Below are 19,420 nucleotides of genomic sequence, written 5' to 3' on the forward strand. Positions count from 1 at the left end.
CCTGCGGCCAAATCCAGAACCATCCGGGAATCCCATGACCGAAACCGCCGCCTTGTCCGTCGACGGCCAACCGACGAGCCTGCTCCGCCGCCTGGCCGCCATCGTCTACGATGCCCTGCTGCTGGTGGCGATCTGGATGGTCCTTGGCCTGCTGGTGGTTGTCCTCGGCAATACCACCGGGCTGTACTCGCCGCGTGTGCACTTCGTGCTCAACCTGATCGTGGCCTGGGGCTTCTTCTACTGGTTCTGGACCCGCACCGGACAGACGCTTGGCATGCAGGCCTGGAACATCCAGCTGCGCACCGAGGGTGGCCACGCGGTCAATGCCTGGCAGGCCACCCTGCGCTACCTGGTCGCGGTCGCCCAGTGGCTGGTGATCCTGATGGCGATCTGGGCGGTGCGCGAGCACGGCGCCGTGGCAATCACCGTGGTCACGGCGGCGGCGCTGTTCGCGCTCGGCCTGTCGCAGTTCCACCCGCGGCGCTGGATGCTGCACGACTGGCTCTCCAGCACCGAACTGGTCCGCATCCAGGGCCTCGCCAAGCCGCGCTGGAAACAAAACCAGAAAACCTGACCCCCACCAACTGCTTCTTCACCGCGAAGAAGGTCAAAGGCGGTTTACAGGAAGTTTGGAAGATGGGAAGGGCATTGTGTTTGGGCGTCAGCGAGTAGGATGCGGTTGAGCGCAGCGAAACGCATCAACCCGGGAACCGGAACGCCCCGGGCCGCGACATGATGCGATTCGCTGCGCTCATCACATCCTACCCCTCTCCGTCCGGTCTTCTCCGTGGACTCTGTGCCCTCTGTGGTGAAAACGCCCTTGACCTTGCCCTTTTTCGTAGCTTCGTAGTAATCCAGAATCAGGGGGCGAGCCAGAGGCCGAGGTCGTCCAGGGCCTCGGCAATCTCGTCAGCGATGCGACGGTAACCACGGGCGTTGGGGTGCACCGGGTCGGCGCGCAGCTCGCGCTCGGACAACACGCCGGAGAGCACGCCCTCGATCAGGGCCACCTGTTCCTCGCGGGCGAGTTCGCGATAGATCGGATCGTCCCGCAGGCGCCCGGTGGCGGCCCCCAGGGCCGAGGCCCGCGGCACCCCCAGCAACAATGGCTGGGCCCCGTGTTCATGCACCGTTGCCACCAGGGCGCGCAAATCCTCCTTGACCGCGGCGGGATCGCGCTGGCGCAGAAAGTCGTTGCCGCCCAGCCAGATCAGCACCAAGTCCGGCTGGTGCTCGCGCAGGCTGGGCTCCAGGCGCCCGCGGGCGCTATTGGCGCGGTCGCCCGGCACCCCGTCATTGATGAGTGTCCAGCCGGTGATCGCCGCCAGCCGCGCCGGATAGTCCTCGCCCGAGCCCGCCCCGGTCCCGTGGGTCACGCTGTCGCCGAAGGCGAGCACCGTGGCCTGGCGCGGGAGTGGCTCGAAGTCGCCCGGGCCCGCGCCACCACAGGCCGCCAGCAGGGCCGCCAGCACGATCAGGAACCCACCGCGCAGCCACCCCCTCATGTCTGACGTCCCATGCGTTGCAACGCCACCAGCGCGAAAATCAGGAACAGCACCACCGGCAGGCTCGCCGCAACCACCGGGGGCAGGTTGTAGACCAGCCCCAGATGGGTCATCGCGCGCATCACGATGGCGAACGACACGCCGATGGCGATGCCGATGAACAGGCGCCGCCCGGCACCACCCTCGCGCTGCGAGCCGAACAGGAACGGGATCGCCAGCAGCAGCATCACGAAGGTGCTGGCCGGCAGGGTCAGTCGCTGCCAGAACGCGACCTCGTAGGGGGCCGAGTCCAGGCGATTTTCCTGCAGGTAGTCGATATAGCGCGCCAGGTTCTGTGCCGCCATCTGGCTGGGCTCAACCACCAGAATGTCGAAGTACTCCGGCGCGATCAGGCGCCCGATGACCTCCTCCTCCAGGCGTTCGGGCTCGACGCGCTCCAGCGACAGCCGCGAACGCGCCACGCCCTGCAGCCGCCAGGCCCCGTCCACGTACTGCGCGCTCTGCGCACGCGTAATCTCGCGCGGCTCGCGGTTCGCATCCACTTCGATGATGCGCACGCCGATCAGGCGGTTGCCCGGCAGCACCGCATCCGCCTGCACCATACGCTGGCCATCGCGCGCCCAGAGCCCGATGGGGCTCACACTCAGCTGTTCATCGAAGGCGCTGGCCTTCAGGTTCTGTGCACGACTCTCGGCCGCAGGAGCGAAGAACTCGCCGACCACCACCATCACGACCACGACCACCAGTCCGGCCTGCATCACCCAGCCGATGAAGCGCCCAAGCGTCATTCCGGCGGCCCGCATCGCGGTCAGCTCGCTGTTGGCGGCCAGATTGCCCAGCCACAAGAGTCCGCCGAGCAGCGCCGCCGGGGGCAGCATGTCGTACATCCGCCGCGGCAGGGTCAGCGCCACATACAGCAGTGCCTCGGTCAGGCCATAGTTGCCACGCCCGGTGTCGCGCAGCTCGTCAATCAGCGCGAAGACCGCATCCAGCGCCACCAGCAGGACCACGGCCAGCGCGGTCCCGATCAGGACCTGGCGCATGATGTAGCGACCCAGTACGGTCGTCACGAAGCCACCTCGTCACGCTCCACGCGGCGAGGGCCGCCGCCCGCTCCCCGGCCAAGGCCCAGCATGCCCTTGCGCCAGGCCAGCCATAGCCAAAAAACCAGCATCAGGCCATGCGTCCACCAGAGCCCCAGGGCCAGTGGCGTGCGGCCATCCGCCAGCTGCCCCTGACCCAGGATCAGGAAGTTCGCGTACAGCACGTAGACGCCGATCGCCGCCGGGATGCGGGCATAGCGCCCGGTCCGCGGCGGCACCTGGGCCAGCGGCAGCGCGATCAGCGTGAGCACCAGGATGGACAGCGGCATGGCGATGCGCCACTCGAGCTCCGCACGATGGTCCGGCCGATCGCGCTCCGCCCACAGCTGAAGCGTCGACATCGCGTTCAGCGAGCGCCGCCCAGCCCCGGCATCCGGCTCGGTGATCTGGGTCCGCAGGCGCTCGAACTCGAGCATGCGGAAGCTGCCCTCGCCGGGCACGCCGACATGGCGATAGCCGTTCTCGAGGATCAGGAAACCACTGCCCTCAGCCCCCGGGTCGGGGATCGCGCGCTCGGCTACGGTCACCTGCGCCTCGCTGTCGACCTCGCGGTAAATGAACACCTCCAGCAGGGCCTCGCGGTCCTCGCTCAGGCGCTCGGCGAAGAAGACCTGCTCGCCAACCCGCGAGCGCAGGAAGCGCCCGGGCGTGATGCCGACCAGATCGGAGCGTGTCTCGGCGAGGTCGCGCAGTTGGTCGATCTGGGCCTCGGTACGTGGCACCACCAGCGTCATCAGCACCAACAACAGCAACGTAGCCGGCACAGCCACCCAGAACAGCGCGCGATAAAACGCGGCGAAGGACATGCCGCTGGCCTGTAGCGCCACCAGCTCACTGTCGCGCTGCAACCGGCCCAGCACCAGCATGAAGGCCAGGAACAGCGCCACCGGCCAAAGGAACACAATGCCCTTGAACGCGCCGAAGGCGACCATGCCCGGCAGGAAATCCACGGGGATACTGCCCTCGGCGACATCGCGCAGCACCCGCCCCAACACGCCGCCGATGATCACCAGCAACAGCACGACGGTGACCGCGGTCTGCGTGACCAGCAGCTCGCGGGCGATAAGACGCTCGGCGCGGCGCAGGATCATGCGCGCATTACCCCGCGGCCCGCGCGGCGCGTGGCCGGGCGCCGCCTGGCGCTGGTACCATGATCGAACTCATTTTCGGGAGGCATTCATGCAATTCTCCGTCACCACCTCGACCCTCGACAAACCCCGCGCCGGCATCCGCGCCGCCGGGATCGCCCACAAGCGCAAGCCGGCCGCGGGCGCCACCGCCCTGGATGCCGCGCGCGATGGCGAGATCACCGCCCTGCTGAAGGCCGGCGAGATGGACGGCGAGGCCGGCAGCCGGCTGTTGCTGCCTACCGGTGGAGGCAAGGGTAACGCACTCCTGATCGGCCTGGGCGCGAAGAAGGACTTTGACGCCCGCGCCGCACGCAAGGCCGCGCAGACCCTGGCGGCCGCCCTGATCGAGCGCCCCACCACCAGCGCGGTGATCGCGGTGGCGGACTTCCAGCCGCGCGGCAAGGACATCGCCTGGACGGTGCATACCCTGGTGGCGGCGATCTCGGATGCCGCCTACCGCTTCACCCCGTTCAAGGGCAAGGAGAAGACCACCCCGGTGAAGCTGGAGAAGATCCAGCTCAGCGTGGAGCGCGACGAGGCCGAGGCGGCGAAGCGCGCCTGCAGCGAGGCTGCGGCGATCGCCACCGGCGTCAATCGCGCCAAGGACCTGGGCAATACCCCGCCGAATGTCTGCTACCCGGAGAGCCTGGCCGACACCGCGCGCGAAATGGCGAAGCAGAACAAGAAGCTGAAGACCACGGTGCTGGACGAGAAGGACCTGGAGAAACTCGGCGCCGGCGCAATCCTGGCCGTAGGCAAGGGCTCCGAGCGCCCGCCGCGCCTGATCGCCATGGAATACTCCGGCGCCACCAAGGGCGACGCCCCGGTGGTTCTGGTCGGCAAGGGCATCACCTTCGACACCGGCGGCATCTCGCTCAAGCCCGGTGCCGAGATGGACGAGATGAAGTACGACATGTGTGGCGCGGCCAGCGTGTTCGGCGTGATCGAGGCCTGCTGCGAACTGGAGTTGCCGATCAACGTGGTCGGCGTGGTCACCAGCGCCGAGAACATGCCCGACGGCCGCGCGACCCGCCCCGGCGATATCATCACCACCCTGTCCGGGCAGACGGTGGAGATCCTGAACACCGACGCCGAGGGCCGCCTGGTCCTGGCCGACGCCCTGACCTGGGTCGAGCGCTACAAGCCGAAGGCGGTGATCGACATCGCCACCCTGACCGGCGCCTGCATCATCGCGCTGGGGCACCAGGGCGCGGCCGTGCTCGGCAACAACGAGCGCCTGGCCAAGGGCCTGCTGGCCGCTGGCGAGGAGAGCGGGGATCGCGCCTGGCAGCTGCCGCTGTGGCCGGAGTACCAGGAACAGCTGAAGAGCAATTTCGCCGATATGGCCAACATCGGCGGACGCCCGGCCGGCACCATCACCGCCGCCTGCTTCCTGTCGCGCTATACCGAGGACTACACCTGGGCGCATGTCGACATCGCCGGCGTGGCCTGGAAGAGCGGCAAGGAAAAGGGCGCGACCGGGCGCCCGGTGCCGATGCTGATGCGCTACCTGCTCGACCAGGCCTGATCGCGGTCCGGCGGGCATGACCCACGTCAGCTTCTACCTGCTCGAGGATCCGGCCCCGGAGGCACGCCTGCGCTTCGTCTGCCGTCTGGCAAAGAAGGCCAGCGGGCAGGGACATCGAGTACATATCCATACCGGCTCGCCGGAGCTGACGCGCACCCTGGATGAATGGTTGTGGACCTTCGAGGACACGGCCTTCCTGCCGCACAGCACCGACGTGCGCGACACGGACGTCCCGGTCTCCCTGCACGAGGCGCATGCGCCGTCGGATCGTTGCGACGTGCTGATCAACCTCGCCCCCGAGGTCCCGGAGTACTGTGGGCGTTTCGAACGGGTCGCCGACATCGTCGGTGGCGACGAGACGGGGCGCGATGCCGGCCGTAGCCGCTACCGCTTCTTCAAGGAGCGCGGCTACCCGCTGGAACACCACAAGATCCAGTAACGTCCGCGGGAGACGCCGATCCGACACGCGGCGGCGGGTCGGGCATCTCGCGCAGCCAGGCCTCCAGCTCGAACAGCGGCAACCCGACCACGTTGGTGTAGGAGCCCTCGATCCACTCGACGAAGGCGGCGCCGCGGCCCTGGATGGCGTAGGCACCGGCCTTGCCGCGTGGCTCGCCGGTCGCCCAGTAGGCCTCGATATCGGCCGGGCTCAGCTCGCGCAGGCGTACCCGGGTCGTCACGTGACGGGCGCGCATGGCCTCGCCGGGGCGCCACAGGGCCATGCCGGACACGACCCGGTGCTCGCGCCCGGACAGCCGCCCGAGCATGGCGGCGGCGTCGGCGAAATCCGCGGGCTTGCCCAGTGCGTCGTCGTCCACGGCGACCACGGTATCGGCCGCCAGCACCCACTGGCCGGGCGCCAGGCGAGCGCGCGCCGCCTCCGCCTTGGCGACGGCCAGGCGCTCGACCAGGGCCTCCGGCGTCTCGCCCGGCTGCGCGCTCTCGTCCACGTCCATCGGCGCCACCTCGAAGGCGAGCTGGACCTGCTCCAGAAGCTCCCGCCGCCGCGGCGAGGCGGAGGCGAGCAGGAGCGGCGGGGCCATCGGGCTCATGGGGGATCAGGCCCGGTGGTAGGGGTGGTTGTTGAGCAACGACCAGGCGCGATAGAGCTGCTCGGCGACCAGTACGCGCACCAGCATGTGCGGGAAGGTCAGCGGCGATAGCGACCAGGCCCACTCGGCGCGGGCGCGCACGGCCTCGTCCAGCCCGGCGGCCCCGCCAATCACCAGCGCGACGTCGCGACCGTCCGCTTGCCAGTCCTCCAGGCGCTTGGCCACGCCCTTGGTGTCGACCGCCTTGCCACGCTCGTCCAGCAGGATCACGCGCGCACCCTCGGGGATCGCCTTCAGCAGGATCTCGCCCTCGCGGCGCAGGAGCGTGGTGGTGTCCATCGACTTCGCGCCCGACGGACCCGCCAGCGCTTGCAGGTTCAGCTCCAGCTCGCGCGGCAGGCGCCCGGCGTATTCGGCGAAGCCCTCCGCCACCCAGTCGGGCATGCGCTTGCCGATTGCGATCAGGTCCAGACGCATCGGGCGAGGCCTCGCTCGGCGTTCAGCGCCGCAGGCGCCGGACCCGCTCCAGGCTGGGGTCCTCGGGGGCGGCCTTCTCGGTGTCCGCGGCCTCCTCCGCCATCCAGAGCTTCTCCAGGTTGTAGAAGTCGCGGGTCTCCGGGAGCATCACGTGAACGATGACATCGTTCAGGTCCACCAGCACCCACTCCTGGCTCTCCTGACCCTCGACTCCCAGCGGCGGGATGCCGGCCTGCTTGGCCTCGGTGGCCACCGACTCGGCGGTGGACTGCACGTGACGCCCGGAGGTCCCGGAGGCGATCACCATGAAATCCGTCAGCGTGGTCTTGCCACGCACGTCGATGGTACGGATGTTCTGTGCCTTCATGTCGTCCAGAGCCGTGGTCACCAGCCCCAGGAGTTGTTCGCTGTTCATTGTGTCGGTCATGTCCCGTGATTGCGGTTCGACCCGGCCCGGTACAGACCGTGGTCCTGGATGTAGCGATTGACGGCCCCGGGGAGCAGGAAGCGCGGGCTGCGCCCGGCCTGCAGCTCGTCCCGGATGGCAGTGGCGGAGATGTCGAGCTGGGTGACCGGCTGGAAGTAGACCAGCCCCCCGGGCGCCTTGTGCAGCGCCGCCGGGTCGTGCGTCGCGGCGTTCCCCAGCCAGCCGCCCAGATCGTGGGAGGCCGGGCTGCCGGGGCGGTGCGAGACCACGATATGCGCCAGCTCGAAGATCTGCTGCCAGCGGCTCCACGATGGCAGCCCGGCGAAGGCATCCATTCCCATGATCAGTACCAGCGGCGCGTCCGGCCCCAGCTCCTCGCGGAAACTGAGCAGGGTATCCACGGTGTAGGACGGCCCCTGACGATCCAGCTCGCGACGGTCGGCGACGAATCCCGGTACGTCCGCAATCGCCTGCTCCACCATCGCCAGGCGGTCGTCGCTGCCGGTTCCGGGGCTCGCACGATGCGGCGGTACGTGGCAGGGGATGAAGTGCACGCGCTCCAGCCCCAGGTGCTGCTGGACCTCCAGCGCCGGGCGCAGGTGGCCGAAGTGGATCGGGTCAAAGGTGCCGCCGAGGATCCCGATCACGCGGGGATCGCCCCAGGGAGACACACGGTTGAATCAGCTTCTCCCCTAGGGAAACACTGATCAATGTACACACTCGCGTTGCCCCCCCAGGTTTTCCGAGACGAGGCGCGCGGTGCAGCGGGTAGTGGTTCTACCCACAAGCGGCGCAACGCAGGATCGGGGAACCTGGGGTACCAACCCCGAAGGGGCTCGGCCGCTTTTGCGCGCGCACGGCGTTGCGGTTCCCTTGTGCAGAATGACTGCACGGCAGTCACCACGCCTTGTTCGTACGCAAAAGCGACTCGAGCGCGAGCGTGTACATTGATCAGTGTTTCCCTAGCCACGTATATGGCCATTGCCGAACACCACGTACTTGAGCGTGGTCAGCCCGTGCAGGCCCACCGGGCCGCGGGCGTGCAGCTTGTCGGTGGAGATGCCGATCTCCGCGCCCAGCCCGTACTCGAAGCCATCGGCGAAACGGGTGGAGGCGTTCACCATCACCGAGCTGGAGTCCACCGCGCGCAGGAAACGCCGGGCGCGGGTGTAGTCCTCGGTCACGATGCTGTCGGTATGGTGCGAGCCATAGGTATTGATGTGATCGATCGCCATATCGAGGTCGTCGACCACGCGGATCGCGAGGATCGGCCCCAGGTATTCGGCCACCCAGTCGTCCTCGGTGGCCTCCGCGATGTCGGCTCCGCTCTCGGCCCCGCTGCTGGCCAAGATGGCGCGGGTCCGCGCGCAGCCGCGCAGGCTGACCTGGTGCTCGCCCAGCGCGGCCGCCAGGCGCGGCAGGAAGGCCTCGGCCTGGTCCGCGTGCACCAGCAGCGTCTCCATGGTGTTGCAGGTCCCGTAGCGCTGGGTCTTCGCGTTCACCGCGACCGCCAGCGCCTTGTCGACATCCGCGCCGCCGTCCACGTACACGTGGCAGACGCCGTCCAGGTGCTTGATCACCGGAATCTGAGACTCGTTGCTGACGCGCTCGATCAGACCCTTGCCCCCGCGTGGGACGATCACGTCCACGTACTGCGGCATGCGCAGCAGCGCGCCGACCGCCGCGCGGTCGGTAGTCGGCACCACCTGCACCGCCTCGCGCGGCAACCCCGCCTGCTCCAGACCGGCCTGGATAATCGCGGCCAGGGCCTGATTGGAATGCAGCGACTCGGAGCCGCCACGCAGGATCGCCGCATTACCCGACTTCAGGCACAGCGCGGCGGCGTCGATGGTCACGTTCGGCCGCGACTCGTAGATGATCCCGATCACGCCCAGCGGCACGCGCATCTGGCCGACCTGGATACCGCTCGGCTGGTAGGCCATGTCGGAGATCGTGCCCACCGGATCGGGTAGCCCGGCTACCTGGCGGCAGCCCTCGATCATGGTATCGATGCGGGCATCGGTCAGCGCCAGGCGATCCAGCATCGCGGCGTCCAGGCCGCGCTCGCGCCCGGCCTCCAGGTCGCGGCTGTTGGCCTCATTCAGCTCGGCGCGGCGCGCGGCGATGCCCTCGGCGATCGCATGCAGTGCGGTGTTCTTCGCCCCCGGCTCGGCCTCGGCCATACGCCGCGATGCGGCGCGCGCAGCACGGCCGAGCGCCTCGACCTGGGCGACCACGCCACTGGTAGCGGCGGATTCAGTGGGGTTCACGGCAGCGTTCATGCAGTCAGACTCGTTGAGAATTCAGTGCGGGTTCGGGTCGGGTCAGCGGCCGCCCCGCCATACGGGCCACCAAGTCTAGCAACCCCTGCCGGGCATTGCCGTTTTCCTGACCCTTGATGACCCGATCCACGCGCGCGGCCTCGCCCAGCAGGCCCCGCGCTGCACTCAGGTCCAGCCGCGACATGGCCTGGCGCAGGGCCTTCTGGCCGTCGCCGAAACTGCCCTGAAACGCCTCACGGTCGGGGGCACCGGCGGCCTTGCGCTCCATCGCCTGCACCAGCAGCCGGCACTCGCGGGCCAGCGCCCACAGGATCAGTGGCTCGGCCTGGCCCTCATCCAGCAGCCCCTCCAGCATGCGCAGGGCGTGGCGGACATCACCGCGCAGCGCGGTCGGGGCCAGGGCAAACAGCTCGAAGCGGGCGGAATCCGTGGTGGCCTCCGCCAGCACGGTCTCGTCGATCTCGGTCACGCCGGCCAGCGCCAGCTTCTCGATCTCCTGACGCGCGGCCAGCAGGTTGCCCTCCACCCGCGCGACCAGCAACGCCAGCGCCGGGTCGGTGATGCGCAGACCGTTCCTCTGCAGCCGCGCACGGATCCAGCCGCCCAGCTGGGCCGGTGGCACCGGGCGCGCGTGGATCACCACCGCGCGGCCCTCCAGGGCCTTGAACCAGGCGGCCCGGCGCATGTCGCGGTCCGGGCGCGGCAGGTGCAGCAGCAGGACCAAGTCAGCCTGCGGGTCGCCGGCGTAGGCCTTCAGGTGGTCGCCACCGGTCTTGCCCGGCTTGCCGGTCGCCAGGCGCACGTCCAGCACCGTGCGCTCGGCAAACAGCGACCGGTCGCGGATCGCGGCCTCGAACGGGCCCCAGTCCGATTGTGCGGTCAGGTCCAGCACCGTGCGCTCCAGGAAGCCCTGCTCGCGGGCGGCAGCGCGAATCGCATCGGCCGCCTCGATTGCCTGCAACGGCTCCTCGGCCAGCAACAGGTAGATCGGCGCGAGGCCGCGCGCCAGGTCCTGCTCCAGGCGGGCGATATCCAGCGCCATTAGGGGGCCGGGTCCTCCGCGGGGTCACGCAGGCTGCCGTCCGGCTCGATCAGGGCGGCGATCCGGCGCTGCAGCTGGCTGACGATGTCGCGGTCCATCGCCTCGCGCAGGGTGGATTCGCGCTCGCCCCGGCTGAGCACCGCAGTGCCATCGAACAGATAGATGCGCGAGGCGCGCAGTGGCCCCAGGTCAACCGCCTCGCCATCCACCGGGCGCAGGCGCGCATCGACCGTGCGCACCAGTTCATACTCGGACACCCGCGCGGCCTCGGTCACCGACAGGGTGCGGCGCTGATCGTTGACCGAACGGATCTCCAGGATCGCACCCTGGCCCTCCGGGCGCTGGCGCACGACATCCACGCCCGAGGAGCCCAAGGTCACGGCCAGTTCGCGGTACAGCGAGTCGCGCGCATTGATGCCCGTGATCTGCACCGGATTCAGTGCCTCCGGCCACTCGCTGCTGCCACGCAGCTGAAAGCCGCAGGCGGCCAACGCGGCCACCAGGACCAGCACCAGACCCGCGCGCAAAAGGGCGGTCATTGCGGCTTCACCACGAAGTTGACCAGACGGCCGGGAACGACGATCACCTTAATCACATCCTGCCCCTCGATATGGCGCTGCACGTTTTCGTCGTTGCGTGCAACGGTCTCGATCGCGTCCTTGTCGGCCCCGGACGGGACCGCGATCTCGGCACGGCGCTTGCCGTTCACCTGCACTGCCAGGGTCTCCTGCGCGGCCTGGCGTGCGGCCTCGTCAACCTGCGGCCATTGCGTGGCGGCCACCAGCGCGTCGTGACCCAGGGCCCGCCACAGCGTTTCGGTCACGTGCGGGATGATCGGGGCCAGCATGCGCACGATGCCCTCCAGCGCCTCCTGGCGCACAGCCGGGGCCTCGGCGGCGTCCTGCGGGAACTTGCCGAGGTCGTTCAGCAGTTCCATGTTCGCGGCCACCGCGGTGTTGAAGGTCTGGCGCCGGCCGATGTCGTCGCTGACCTTGGCGATGGTGTCGTGCAGCTTGCGCCGCAGCTCGCGCCCGGCATCGTCCAGCGCGTCCGTGTCCAGCGTGCCGGGCGACTCGCCGCCCACGTGCTCGTGGACCGCGCGCCACAGGCGCTTGATGAAGCGATGCGCGCCCTCCACGCCGGAGTCGGACCATTCCAGCGACAGGTCCGGGGGTGCGGCGAACATGGTGAACAGCCGCGCGGTATCCGCGCCGAAGCGCTCGATCAGGGCCTGAGGGTCCACACCGTTGTTCTTCGACTTGGACATCTTCTCCATGCCGCCGACCACGACCGGCGCCCCGTCCTCGCGGTGGCGCGCGGCCTTCACCGAGCCGTCCTCGGCACGCTCCAGTTCGACGTCCGCCGGGTTGATCCAGTCCTTCCCGCCGTCCTTGCGCTCGCGATAGAAGGTTGGTGCGATCACCATGCCCTGGGTCAGCAAGCGGGTGAACGGCTCGTCGGAGGCCAGCAGGCCCTCGTCGCGTAGCAGCTTGTGGAAGAAGCGCGCATATAACAGATGCAGCACGGCGTGCTCGATGCCGCCGACGTATTGATCCACCGGCAGCCAGTGGTCAGCGCGCGCATCCAGCATGGCCGTGTCGTTGTCGGCACAGGCATAGCGCGCGAAGTACCAGCTGGATTCGAAGAAGGTGTCGAAGGTATCGGTCTCGCGCCGCGCCGGCTTCCCGCATTCCGGGCACGGCGTCTCGAAGAATTCGGGCATGCGCGCCAGCGGCGAGCCGGCCCCGTCCGGGATCACGTCCTCGGGCAGGCGCACCGGCAGATCCGCTTCCGGCACCGGCACCGCGCCACAGGCCTCGCAGTGAATCACCGGGATCGGGCAACCCCAGTAGCGCTGGCGCGAGATGCCCCAGTCGCGCAGGCGGTAGTTGCGCCGGCGCCGACCCAGCCCGGCCTGCTCCAGGTGTTCGGCGATCGCGGCCTTGGCGGCCTCCGATGCCTGGCCGTCGAAATCACCCGAGTTCACCAGCACGCCGGCGTCGGTGAACGCGGCCTGCTGCACGTCGACCGTGGCGCCGTCCGCCGGGGCGATCACCTGGCGGATTGGCAGGCCATATTTCGTCGCGAACTCGTGGTCGCGCTCGTCGTGCGCGGGCACGGCCATCACCGCGCCGGTGCCGTATTCCATCAGCACGAAGTTGGCGACCCAGACCGGGACATCCGCGCCGGTCAGCGGATGGCGGGCGGTGAAGCCCAGCGCGCGGCCCTTCTTCTCCATCGTGGCCAGGTCCGCCTCGGCCACCCCGCCCTGCGCGCAGTCGGCGACGAACGCGGCCAGCTCGGCGTCCTGCTCCGCCAGCGCCTGCACCCGCGGGTGCTCCGGTGCCAGCGCCATGTAGGAAACGCCGAACAGGGTATCCGGGCGCGTGGTGTAGACAGCCAGCGCCTCGCCGTCTTCGACCGCGAACTCGAGCTCCACGCCCTCGGAACGCCCGATCCAGTTGCGCTGCATGGTGCGCACCTGGTCCGACCAGCCGTCCAGCTCGTCCAGGGCCTCCAGCAGTTCGTCGGCGTAGTCGGTAATGCGCAGGAACCACTGCGGCATCTCGCGGCGCTCGACGACCGCCCCGGAGCGCCAGCCCCGGCCCTCGATCACCTGTTCGTTGGCCAGCACGGTCTGGTCCACCGGGTCCCAGTTCACGGTCGCCTTCTTGCGATAGACCAGGCCCTTCTTCAACAGGCGCACGAACAGCCATTGTTCCCAGCGGTAGTAATCGGCATCACAGGTGGCGAACTCGCGCGACCAGTCGTAGGCAAACCCCAGGCGCTTGAGCTGGGTGCGCATCTGCTCGATGTTCTGGCGCGTCCAGGCCGCCGGCGGCACGTGGTTCTGCATCGCCGCGTTCTCGGCCGGCAGGCCGAAGGCGTCCCAGCCCATCGGCTGCAGCACGCTCCGCCCCTGCATGCGCTGGAAGCGCGCGATCACATCGCCAATGGTGTAGTTGCGCACATGCCCCATGTGCAGCTTGCCCGAGGGGTACGGGAACATGGACAGGCAGTAGAACGGCTCACCGGCGGCATCCTCGCGCGCACGGAAGCAGTCAGCCTCCTCCCACTGGCGCTGCACCTGCGCCTCGATCATCTCCGGGGAATACTGCTCCTGCATGTGGCCCACCTGCCCTGAGTTTTCGCGTGAAACAAAGAACTGCGCAGAATACCAGTCGCCCCCACCCCCTCCAAGCGGCTGGGAAACCGCCCGGCCACCCCTCGCCACACGTCTTCGATGTGATACCCGTCACGCAACGCCGGGAACAGTACCCCTACCTGACTGCCTCAAGACCTACAGTCAAAGAAAGCGGTTGGCAAAACGTTCTCAGGAGGCAGGTTATGAGTGAAGAGAAAGACGTGGTGCCCATGCTGCAGCGCGCCTATCCCGAGGACTTGGGGGAAACGGTCCCCGAACATACGCCGGAGACGGATTCCCCGGCCATCCGCGAGGTCGCGACGGAGGACCTGGGCACCTGGCTCGGCAAGGGCTGGCGGGACCTCTGGCAGATGCCTGTGGCCCTGGTGCACGGCCTGGTGATCACCCTGGCCGCGCTGATCCTGCTGGGCCTGTCCTGGAATCAGCCGTGGATGGCCTTCTCGCTTCTGGCCGGAATCCTGCTCCTCGGACCCGTACTCGCCGTCGGTGTGAACTACCTCGCGCTGCAGAAAGAGCGCGGCGAACCGGGCGGTTCCGGTCTCGGCTGGCTGGGGCCGATGGGTGGCTCGATCTGGGCCTTTGCCGCGCTGCTGGCCATCCTGTTCGTGATCTGGGCCAGCTTTGTCTGGATGTGGATCGCGGTGCTTAACATCGGCGAAATCGCGGTCATGGGACAGTTGCATCACCTGGTGGGCGCGATGCTCGGCAGCGGCGCCGGCATTATCTCGCTGGTCGGGGTGGTGGTGGCCGCCATCGTGTTCGGCCTCGCGGTATTCGCCCTCAGCCTGGTCACGATCCCGGCCCTGCTGGATCACCGGATACGCGATGATGCCCCGCAAAAGAGCCTGATCGAATCGATCGGGGTCAGCCTGAAGGCCTTCAGTCACAACCCGGGTACGCTGATCCTGTGGGGCCTGATCATCACCGCGCTGTTCATGGTTTCGGTGGCGACCGCGCTGCTGGCCCTGATCGTGATCTTCCCCTGGCTGGGCTTTGCCATGTGGCACGCCTACCGGGATCTGGTCCCAATGCCCTGAACCCCCGCAATCCCGGCAGCGGCTCCGATACTCCCGCGGAAACACGGCCCATTCACGCACCCGGAGCGCCCCTGCTCCGGGTGCGTGCGCTCGTGCTAACGTTGAACCTTGGGGAGACGGCGTCACAGGCTGCCCCTGGAAACCGAGACCTGCAACCGCGAAGGATAGGCCGATGAGCGAGGAACGGAAGGAACACGATGAGCAGCGCGAATCGCGCCTGAGCGATGCGTACCACCGCATGCTGAACGAGGTCACCGAGGACCTCGAAAAGCTGGAGGACAAGACCAGCAAGGCGATCACCGAGGCTTTGGAGAACGCCCGCGACCGCGTGCAGAAGGCCAGTGACCTGACCCGAGAAGAGGCTCACGAGGTGATGGACTACCTGCGCCGCGACCTGCAGGATCTGGGCGCCTACCTCGACAACCGCAGCTCCGACTGGCGTGGCTGGCTACAGATCGATCTGGGTCTGATCGAGGCCAGCATCAAGAACGCCCTGGAACGCATCGCCGACCGCACCCGGATCGAGATCACCGAATTGACCGCGCGCGCCCAGGTGATGGGCGAGTGGCACACCGGCGAGATCACCGGCCCCGGCGAACTGCTCTGCAAGCAATGCGGCCATCCCGTGCACATGACGAAGGTCGGCCGCATCCCGCCGTGCTCCAACTGCCACAACACGACGTTCCGTCGCGGCCCCGGCGGCACCGAGGCCGAATAACCCGTCAGCGTCGGCGGCGACGGCCGACCGCGGCACCGGCAACCACCAGCACCAGCGCGGCCAGCACCGCCGGCCCCGCCCCGGTGGCGGTTGCCGGCGTCACGCCGTGGCGAGGCTGTAGCGTGCCCGTGACCACCTCGCGGGTGAAGATCCCCGAACGCTCGAGTATCCGGCCATCGGCATCAATCAGGGCCGAGATGCCGGTATTGGTTGCCCGGATCATCGGGCGCCCGGTCTCCACCGCCCGTACCCGGGCAATCTGCAGATGCTGGGCCGGGGCGAGGCTGTCGCCGAACCAGGCGTCGTTGGAGACGTTGACCAGGAACCCGGCCTCCGGCAGCGCGGCGCGGATGTGGCGCGAATATGCCGCTTCGTAGCAGATGCTGACCCCGGCGGTCTGACCGGCCACCCGCATGCGCCCGTCGCCGGTGCCCGGGGAAAGGTCGGACATCGGGATCGCCAGCAACCGATCCAGCCAGTCGAGCTGGCCGCGCAACGGGATGTACTCACCGAAGGGGACCAGCTGGCGCTTGTTGTAGCCGGCCCCGGTGGTCACGTTGACCACCGAGTTGTACACATGGCGTCCGGCCGACGCATGGTCGAAGACCCCAGTCAGCAGTTCGCTGTCATGCTCCGCCAGCGACTGGACGAGCTGCCCGAGCGGTCGCTGGACCTCGACATAGAACGCTGGGATCGCGGTCTCCGGCCAGACCACCAGGTCCACCTCACCCGCCTCGCGGGTCAGTTCCTCGTAGACCCCCAGCGAATACTCGATGCCATCGGCATCCCACTTGCGCGCCTGATCGATGTTGCCCTGGACCATGGCCACCGAAATCGTCTGGCCGCCCGGCTCCACCCAGCGCGCGAGCCCCAGGGACAACGAGGCAATCACCAGTGCCCCCACCAGGCCCGCGCCCAGCCAGCGCTGCCGGGTCAGAAACACCAGGACCAGCGCCACGGCCAGCAGGGCCACCACCAGCCCCGCGCCCAGCTCGCCGACCAGTGGCAGCCAGGGCTGCAGCGGCGTGTCGAGCACGGTGTGGCCGAACAGCAGCCAGGGAAAGCCGGAGAACAGCCAGGAACGCGCCAGCTCCATCAGCACCAAGCCACCGGCCAGCGCCAGCAACCCGGCCGGACGCCCCAGTGGCAGGAAGCGCGCCGCCAATCCAGCCAGCAACGCCGGATAGCCCGCCAGGACCAGCACGAATAGCACGGTAATCAGCGAGGCGACCACCAGTGGCGCCTGCCCGAACACCAACAGGCTATTGAAGATCCAGCTCACCCCGATCCCGAAGAATCCGAGGCCGAAGGCATAGCCCGTCCAGGCGGCACGGCGCGGTCGGGCGCCCGGCAACAGGGCGAACCACACGGCCAGGGCCAACGGGGCGGCCAGGAACCAGTCAACCGGGGCAAAGGCCAGGGTTGCACCCGCCCCGGCCAGCAAGGCAACAAGCCCGGAGGCCCAGGGCGGCAGGCGTTCGACGAAGGTTTGCATGCCGATCAGGGGATGTGGCGGTCGTCCGGCTCCCGGGCCGGACCATCGAACGGCTGCGAGCCCTCACCGGTGGCGGGCTGCATGTCCGGCTCCGGCAGGCGCATCTCCAGCAGGTGCAGGCGCCGGTTGTCGGCGCGCAGGACGCGGAACTGCATGCCATCCACGACGATCTGTTCGCCACGACGCGGGACATGACCGAAATGCGACAGCACCAGGCCCCCGATGGTGTCGAAGTCGTCCTCGCTGTAGGCGGTCTGGAAGTAGGCGTTGAACTCCTCCATCGGGGTCAACGCCTTGATGGTGTAACGCCCACCGGGGTGCTGCATGATCTGGGTCAGGTAGTCCTCGACATCGTGCTCGTCCTCGATTTCGCCGACGATCTGCTCCAGCACGTCCTCGATGGTCACCAGGCCGGCCACGCCGCCATACTCATCCACCACGATCGCCATGTGGTTGCGGCTCAGGCGAAATTCCTTCAGCAACACGTTCAGACGCTTGCTCTCCGGCACGAACACCGCCGGGCGCAGGATCTCTTGCATATCGAAGGCGGCATCGTCCGGCTCGCCAAAGAAGCGCAGCAGGTCCTTGGCGAGCAGGACGCCGACCACCTCGTCGCGGTGATCCCCCACCACCGGCAGGCGCGAATGCGCGGAAGCCACCACGTCCGGGAGGAACTCGGAGAGCCCCGCGTCGCGGCGCACCACTTCCATCTGCGCGCGCGGGATCATGATGTCGCGCACCTGCATATCCGCGACGTTGAGCACCCCCTCCAGCATGGTCAGGGCCTCGGGATCGACCAGCTCGCGGGCGTGGGCACCACGCAGGCATTCGATCAGCTCGTGTCGGGTCGCCGGCTCGCGGCGCGGGCGCAGGATCTCGCCGGCGCGGATCAGCCAGCGCCGCCAGATCGGTTGTTCGTCGGGTTCGGGTTCAGGCATCGGGGGCGGTTCCGGCAGGATGCGGCGACAGGACGCGGGCCGGAGGGTCGGCATCGTAGGGGTTGGGATAGCCTAACCCGGCCAGGATCGAGGACTCAATTGCCTCCATCCGCGCGGCCTCGTCCGGCGTCTGGTGATCCATGCCCTGCAGGTGCAACATCCCGTGCACCACCATGTGGTGGTAATGGGCCGCCAGCGTCTTGCCCTGTTCCGCCGCCTCGCGCGCCAGCACCGGCACGCACAGGACGATATCTCCGAGATAGGCGCTCGCCTCGGGCGGCAAGCCCGGCGGCAGCGTCGGCGCCGGGAATGACAGCACATTGGTCGCGTAGTCGCGTCCCCGGAAGGTGTGATTCAGCGACTGCCCCTCCTCGGCATCCACCAGGCGCAGAGTGACTGTGGCCGCGCCCGCCCCGCGCCAGGCGGCGCGGGCCGCCCGGTGCAAGGTGGTGGGGCCAGGCAGACCGGCACGCGGAACAGCGTATTGCACCGCGATTTCAAGCGCCATCGGCACCCCGCCCGGAACCGGGCTCAGACTCCCCAGCCGGCTTGCCAGACGCATGGTCGTGGGCCTCGTAGGCCTCGACGATGCGCTGCACCAGCGGGTGGCGCACCACGTCACCGGCCTGGAAACGAGTGATATGCACCCCCTCCACGCCCTGGAGGATCTGCATCGCGTGCTTGAGGCCCGATCCCTGCCCCCGCGGCAGGTCAACCTGGGTGATGTCGCCGTTGACCACCGCAGTGGAGCCGAAGCCGATGCGGGTCAGGAACATCTTCATCTGCTCGAGGGTGGTGTTCTGCGCCTCGTCGAGGATGATGAAGGCCTCGTTCAGGGTGCGCCCGCGCATGTAGGCCAGCGGCGCGACTTCGATCACCTGGCGTTCCATCAAGCGTGCGGTCTGATCGAAGCCCATCAGTTCGTACAGGGCGTCGTACATCGGCCGCAGGTAAGGGTCGATCTTCTGCGCCAGATCGCCGGGCAAAAAGCCCAGGCGCTCGCCGGCCTCCACCGCCGGACGCACGAGCACCAGGCGCTGCACGCGGTCCTGCTCCAGTGCGGCGACCGCGGCGGCCACCGCAAGGTAGGTCTTGCCGGTCCCGGCCGGGCCGATGCCAAAACTGAGATCGTGCCGCGCGATCGCGGACAGGTATTTCGCTTGACGCGGGCCGCGACCACGGATTACCGCGCGTTTGAGCCGCAACGCGGGATCGTCGCCCGTGCCCTCGGGCTCCGCCAACCCCTCAACATGGGCGGTCTGCAGCGCGGTATGCACCTGCTCCAGGCTGACCGGTTCTTCCTGCGCCATCCGGTGCAGGTCGTGGATCAAGGCCCCGGCCGCCTTCACGGCACCGCCCGGCCCGGTGAGATTGAAGCGCGGCCCGCGATTATGCACGGCCACGCCCAGGCGCGACTCGATCAGGCGCAGGTGGGCATCCAGCGGCCCGGAGATCCGCGCGAGCGTCTCCTGGTCACCAGGCTCCAGGGTGAAATCCAGACGATTGGCCATGCGTCGGTT

Annotated in this window: 20 protein-coding genes; 5 read left to right on the forward strand and 15 right to left on the reverse strand. The window is 68.5% G+C overall.

Translation table 11 applies throughout. The annotated features are described in order from the left end of the window. Nucleotides 1-34 precede the first annotated feature (34 nt). On the forward strand, nt 35-574 hold the full coding sequence (locus F816_RS0111480; RefSeq protein ID WP_019594851.1) for an RDD family protein: 540 nt from the start codon (nt 35-37) through the stop codon (nt 572-574). Between the two features lie 286 nt (nt 575-860). Here the strand turns inward: F816_RS0111480 and F816_RS0111485 are convergent, their stop codons facing one another. Genes F816_RS0111485 through lptF form a run of 3 tightly spaced genes read right to left on the reverse strand, consistent with a single transcriptional unit; the run spans nt 861 to nt 3,699 of the window. Then, a complete protein-coding gene (locus F816_RS0111485) occupies nt 861-1,505 on the reverse strand; it encodes a GDSL-type esterase/lipase family protein (protein ID WP_019594852.1) in 645 nt (214 codons plus the stop codon). Further along, entirely contained in the window at nt 1,502-2,575 is a 1,074-nt protein-coding gene (lptG, locus tag F816_RS0111490) for an LPS export ABC transporter permease LptG (RefSeq protein ID WP_019594853.1), read from the reverse strand. The genes F816_RS0111485 and lptG overlap by 4 nt, the downstream gene beginning before the upstream one ends. After that, nucleotides 2,572-3,699, reverse strand: coding sequence for an LPS export ABC transporter permease LptF (gene lptF, locus F816_RS0111495; protein WP_019594854.1), 1,128 nt, complete (start codon nt 3,697-3,699; stop codon nt 2,572-2,574). The genes lptG and lptF overlap by 4 nt, the downstream gene beginning before the upstream one ends. Before the next feature lie 88 nt (nt 3,700-3,787). Here lptF and F816_RS0111500 point away from each other — a divergent pair, with 88 nt between their 5' ends. After that, nucleotides 3,788-5,266, forward strand: a complete 1,479-nt coding sequence (locus F816_RS0111500; protein WP_019594855.1) for a leucyl aminopeptidase — start codon at nt 3,788-3,790, stop codon at nt 5,264-5,266. A gap of 16 nt (nt 5,267-5,282) precedes the next feature. Then, nucleotides 5,283-5,705, forward strand: a complete 423-nt coding sequence (locus F816_RS0111505) for a DNA polymerase III subunit chi (protein WP_019594856.1) — start codon at nt 5,283-5,285, stop codon at nt 5,703-5,705. Here the strand turns inward: F816_RS0111505 and F816_RS0111510 are convergent. The 8 genes from F816_RS0111510 to leuS form a co-directional block, all read right to left on the reverse strand. Beyond that, nucleotides 5,662-6,318, reverse strand: a complete 657-nt coding sequence (locus F816_RS0111510) for a nucleoside triphosphate pyrophosphatase (protein WP_019594857.1) — start codon at nt 6,316-6,318, stop codon at nt 5,662-5,664. The genes F816_RS0111505 and F816_RS0111510 overlap by 44 nt on opposite strands. Nucleotides 6,319-6,324: 6 nt before the next feature. Continuing rightward, nucleotides 6,325-6,795: a 23S rRNA (pseudouridine(1915)-N(3))-methyltransferase RlmH gene (rlmH, locus tag F816_RS0111515; protein WP_018176977.1), complete on the reverse strand. Its 471-nt coding sequence runs from the start codon at nt 6,793-6,795 to the stop codon at nt 6,325-6,327. A gap of 22 nt (nt 6,796-6,817) precedes the next feature. Next, on the reverse strand, nt 6,818-7,210 hold the full coding sequence (gene rsfS / locus F816_RS0111520; RefSeq protein ID WP_019594858.1) for a ribosome silencing factor: 393 nt from the start codon (nt 7,208-7,210) through the stop codon (nt 6,818-6,820). 8 nt (nt 7,211-7,218) lie between these two features. After that, complete coding sequence (gene nadD / locus F816_RS0111525) at nt 7,219-7,869, reverse strand: nicotinate-nucleotide adenylyltransferase (RefSeq protein ID WP_019594859.1); 651 nt, start codon at nt 7,867-7,869, stop codon at nt 7,219-7,221. A 315-nt stretch (nt 7,870-8,184) separates the two neighbouring features. After that, on the reverse strand, nt 8,185-9,504 hold the full coding sequence (locus F816_RS0111530; protein ID WP_019594860.1) for a glutamate-5-semialdehyde dehydrogenase: 1,320 nt from the start codon (nt 9,502-9,504) through the stop codon (nt 8,185-8,187). Between the two features lie 4 nt (nt 9,505-9,508). After that, entirely contained in the window at nt 9,509-10,546 is a 1,038-nt protein-coding gene (gene holA, locus F816_RS0111535; protein WP_019594861.1) for a DNA polymerase III subunit delta, read from the reverse strand. Next, a complete protein-coding gene (gene lptE / locus F816_RS0111540; protein ID WP_019594862.1) occupies nt 10,546-11,085 on the reverse strand; it encodes an LPS assembly lipoprotein LptE in 540 nt (179 codons plus the stop codon). Before lptE ends, holA begins: the two co-directional genes overlap by 1 nt. Continuing rightward, nucleotides 11,082-13,673 (reverse strand): leucine--tRNA ligase, encoded by a 2,592-nt coding sequence (leuS, locus tag F816_RS0111545; RefSeq protein ID WP_019594863.1) that lies wholly within the window; start codon nt 13,671-13,673, stop codon nt 11,082-11,084. Before leuS ends, lptE begins: the two co-directional genes overlap by 4 nt. A gap of 221 nt (nt 13,674-13,894) precedes the next feature. Here leuS and F816_RS0111550 point away from each other — a divergent pair, with 221 nt between their 5' ends. Continuing rightward, nucleotides 13,895-14,749, forward strand: a complete 855-nt coding sequence (locus tag F816_RS0111550) for a DUF2189 domain-containing protein (protein WP_019594864.1) — start codon at nt 13,895-13,897, stop codon at nt 14,747-14,749. A gap of 172 nt (nt 14,750-14,921) precedes the next feature. Next, nucleotides 14,922-15,467 (forward strand): zinc ribbon-containing protein, encoded by a 546-nt coding sequence (locus F816_RS0111555; RefSeq protein WP_019594865.1) that lies wholly within the window; start codon nt 14,922-14,924, stop codon nt 15,465-15,467. 4 nt (nt 15,468-15,471) lie between these two features. On the opposite strand, the gene lnt is transcribed toward F816_RS0111555, so the two are convergent. The 4 genes from lnt to F816_RS0111575 are packed head-to-tail and all read right to left on the reverse strand — an operon-like array spanning nt 15,472 to nt 19,411. Beyond that, nucleotides 15,472-16,962 (reverse strand): apolipoprotein N-acyltransferase, encoded by a 1,491-nt coding sequence (gene lnt, locus F816_RS0111560; RefSeq protein WP_019594866.1) that lies wholly within the window; start codon nt 16,960-16,962, stop codon nt 15,472-15,474. Between the two features lie 5 nt (nt 16,963-16,967). Continuing rightward, a complete protein-coding gene (locus F816_RS0111565; protein ID WP_019594867.1) occupies nt 16,968-17,900 on the reverse strand; it encodes an HlyC/CorC family transporter in 933 nt (310 codons plus the stop codon). Then, nucleotides 17,893-18,408 carry an rRNA maturation RNase YbeY gene (gene ybeY, locus F816_RS0111570; RefSeq protein WP_019594868.1) on the reverse strand — a complete coding sequence of 172 codons (516 nt, stop codon included), beginning with the start codon at nt 18,406-18,408 and terminating at the stop codon, nt 17,893-17,895. Before ybeY ends, F816_RS0111565 begins: the two co-directional genes overlap by 8 nt. Then, a complete protein-coding gene (locus F816_RS0111575) occupies nt 18,398-19,411 on the reverse strand; it encodes a PhoH family protein (protein WP_018146433.1) in 1,014 nt (337 codons plus the stop codon). The genes ybeY and F816_RS0111575 overlap by 11 nt, the downstream gene beginning before the upstream one ends. Nucleotides 19,412-19,420 lie beyond the last annotated feature (9 nt).

This window comes from Thioalkalivibrio sp. ALM2T, from assembly GCF_000381505.1.
In the GTDB taxonomy this organism is placed as follows: domain Bacteria; phylum Pseudomonadota; class Gammaproteobacteria; order Ectothiorhodospirales; family Ectothiorhodospiraceae; genus Thioalkalivibrio; species Thioalkalivibrio versutus.

What these genes read in the sequence shown, in the direction of transcription:
- F816_RS0111550 (WP_019594864.1), top strand. Translation starts at nt 13,895, where the DNA reads ATGAGTGAAGAGAAAGACGTGGTGCCCATGCTGCAGCGCGCCTATCCC.
- F816_RS0111505 (WP_019594856.1), top strand. Translation starts at nt 5,283, where the DNA reads ATGACCCACGTCAGCTTCTACCTGCTCGAGGATCCGGCCCCGGAGGCA.
- F816_RS0111510 (WP_019594857.1), bottom strand. Translation starts at nt 6,318, where the DNA reads ATGAGCCCGATGGCCCCGCCGCTCCTGCTCGCCTCCGCCTCGCCGCGG.
- F816_RS0111500 (WP_019594855.1), top strand. Translation starts at nt 3,788, where the DNA reads ATGCAATTCTCCGTCACCACCTCGACCCTCGACAAACCCCGCGCCGGC.
- F816_RS0111575 (WP_018146433.1), bottom strand. Translation starts at nt 19,411, where the DNA reads ATGGCCAATCGTCTGGATTTCACCCTGGAGCCTGGTGACCAGGAGACG.
- lptF (WP_019594854.1), bottom strand. Translation starts at nt 3,699, where the DNA reads ATGATCCTGCGCCGCGCCGAGCGTCTTATCGCCCGCGAGCTGCTGGTC.
- F816_RS0111485 (WP_019594852.1), bottom strand. Translation starts at nt 1,505, where the DNA reads ATGAGGGGGTGGCTGCGCGGTGGGTTCCTGATCGTGCTGGCGGCCCTG.
- F816_RS0111530 (WP_019594860.1), bottom strand. Translation starts at nt 9,504, where the DNA reads ATGAACGCTGCCGTGAACCCCACTGAATCCGCCGCTACCAGTGGCGTG.
- rsfS (WP_019594858.1), bottom strand. Translation starts at nt 7,210, where the DNA reads ATGAACAGCGAACAACTCCTGGGGCTGGTGACCACGGCTCTGGACGAC.
- F816_RS0111565 (WP_019594867.1), bottom strand. Translation starts at nt 17,900, where the DNA reads ATGCCTGAACCCGAACCCGACGAACAACCGATCTGGCGGCGCTGGCTG.
- F816_RS0111480 (WP_019594851.1), top strand. Translation starts at nt 35, where the DNA reads ATGACCGAAACCGCCGCCTTGTCCGTCGACGGCCAACCGACGAGCCTG.
- rlmH (WP_018176977.1), bottom strand. Translation starts at nt 6,795, where the DNA reads ATGCGTCTGGACCTGATCGCAATCGGCAAGCGCATGCCCGACTGGGTG.
- holA (WP_019594861.1), bottom strand. Translation starts at nt 10,546, where the DNA reads ATGGCGCTGGATATCGCCCGCCTGGAGCAGGACCTGGCGCGCGGCCTC.
- leuS (WP_019594863.1), bottom strand. Translation starts at nt 13,673, where the DNA reads ATGCAGGAGCAGTATTCCCCGGAGATGATCGAGGCGCAGGTGCAGCGC.
- lnt (WP_019594866.1), bottom strand. Translation starts at nt 16,962, where the DNA reads ATGCAAACCTTCGTCGAACGCCTGCCGCCCTGGGCCTCCGGGCTTGTT.
- F816_RS0111555 (WP_019594865.1), top strand. Translation starts at nt 14,922, where the DNA reads ATGAGCGAGGAACGGAAGGAACACGATGAGCAGCGCGAATCGCGCCTG.
- ybeY (WP_019594868.1), bottom strand. Translation starts at nt 18,408, where the DNA reads ATGGCGCTTGAAATCGCGGTGCAATACGCTGTTCCGCGTGCCGGTCTG.
- lptE (WP_019594862.1), bottom strand. Translation starts at nt 11,085, where the DNA reads ATGACCGCCCTTTTGCGCGCGGGTCTGGTGCTGGTCCTGGTGGCCGCG.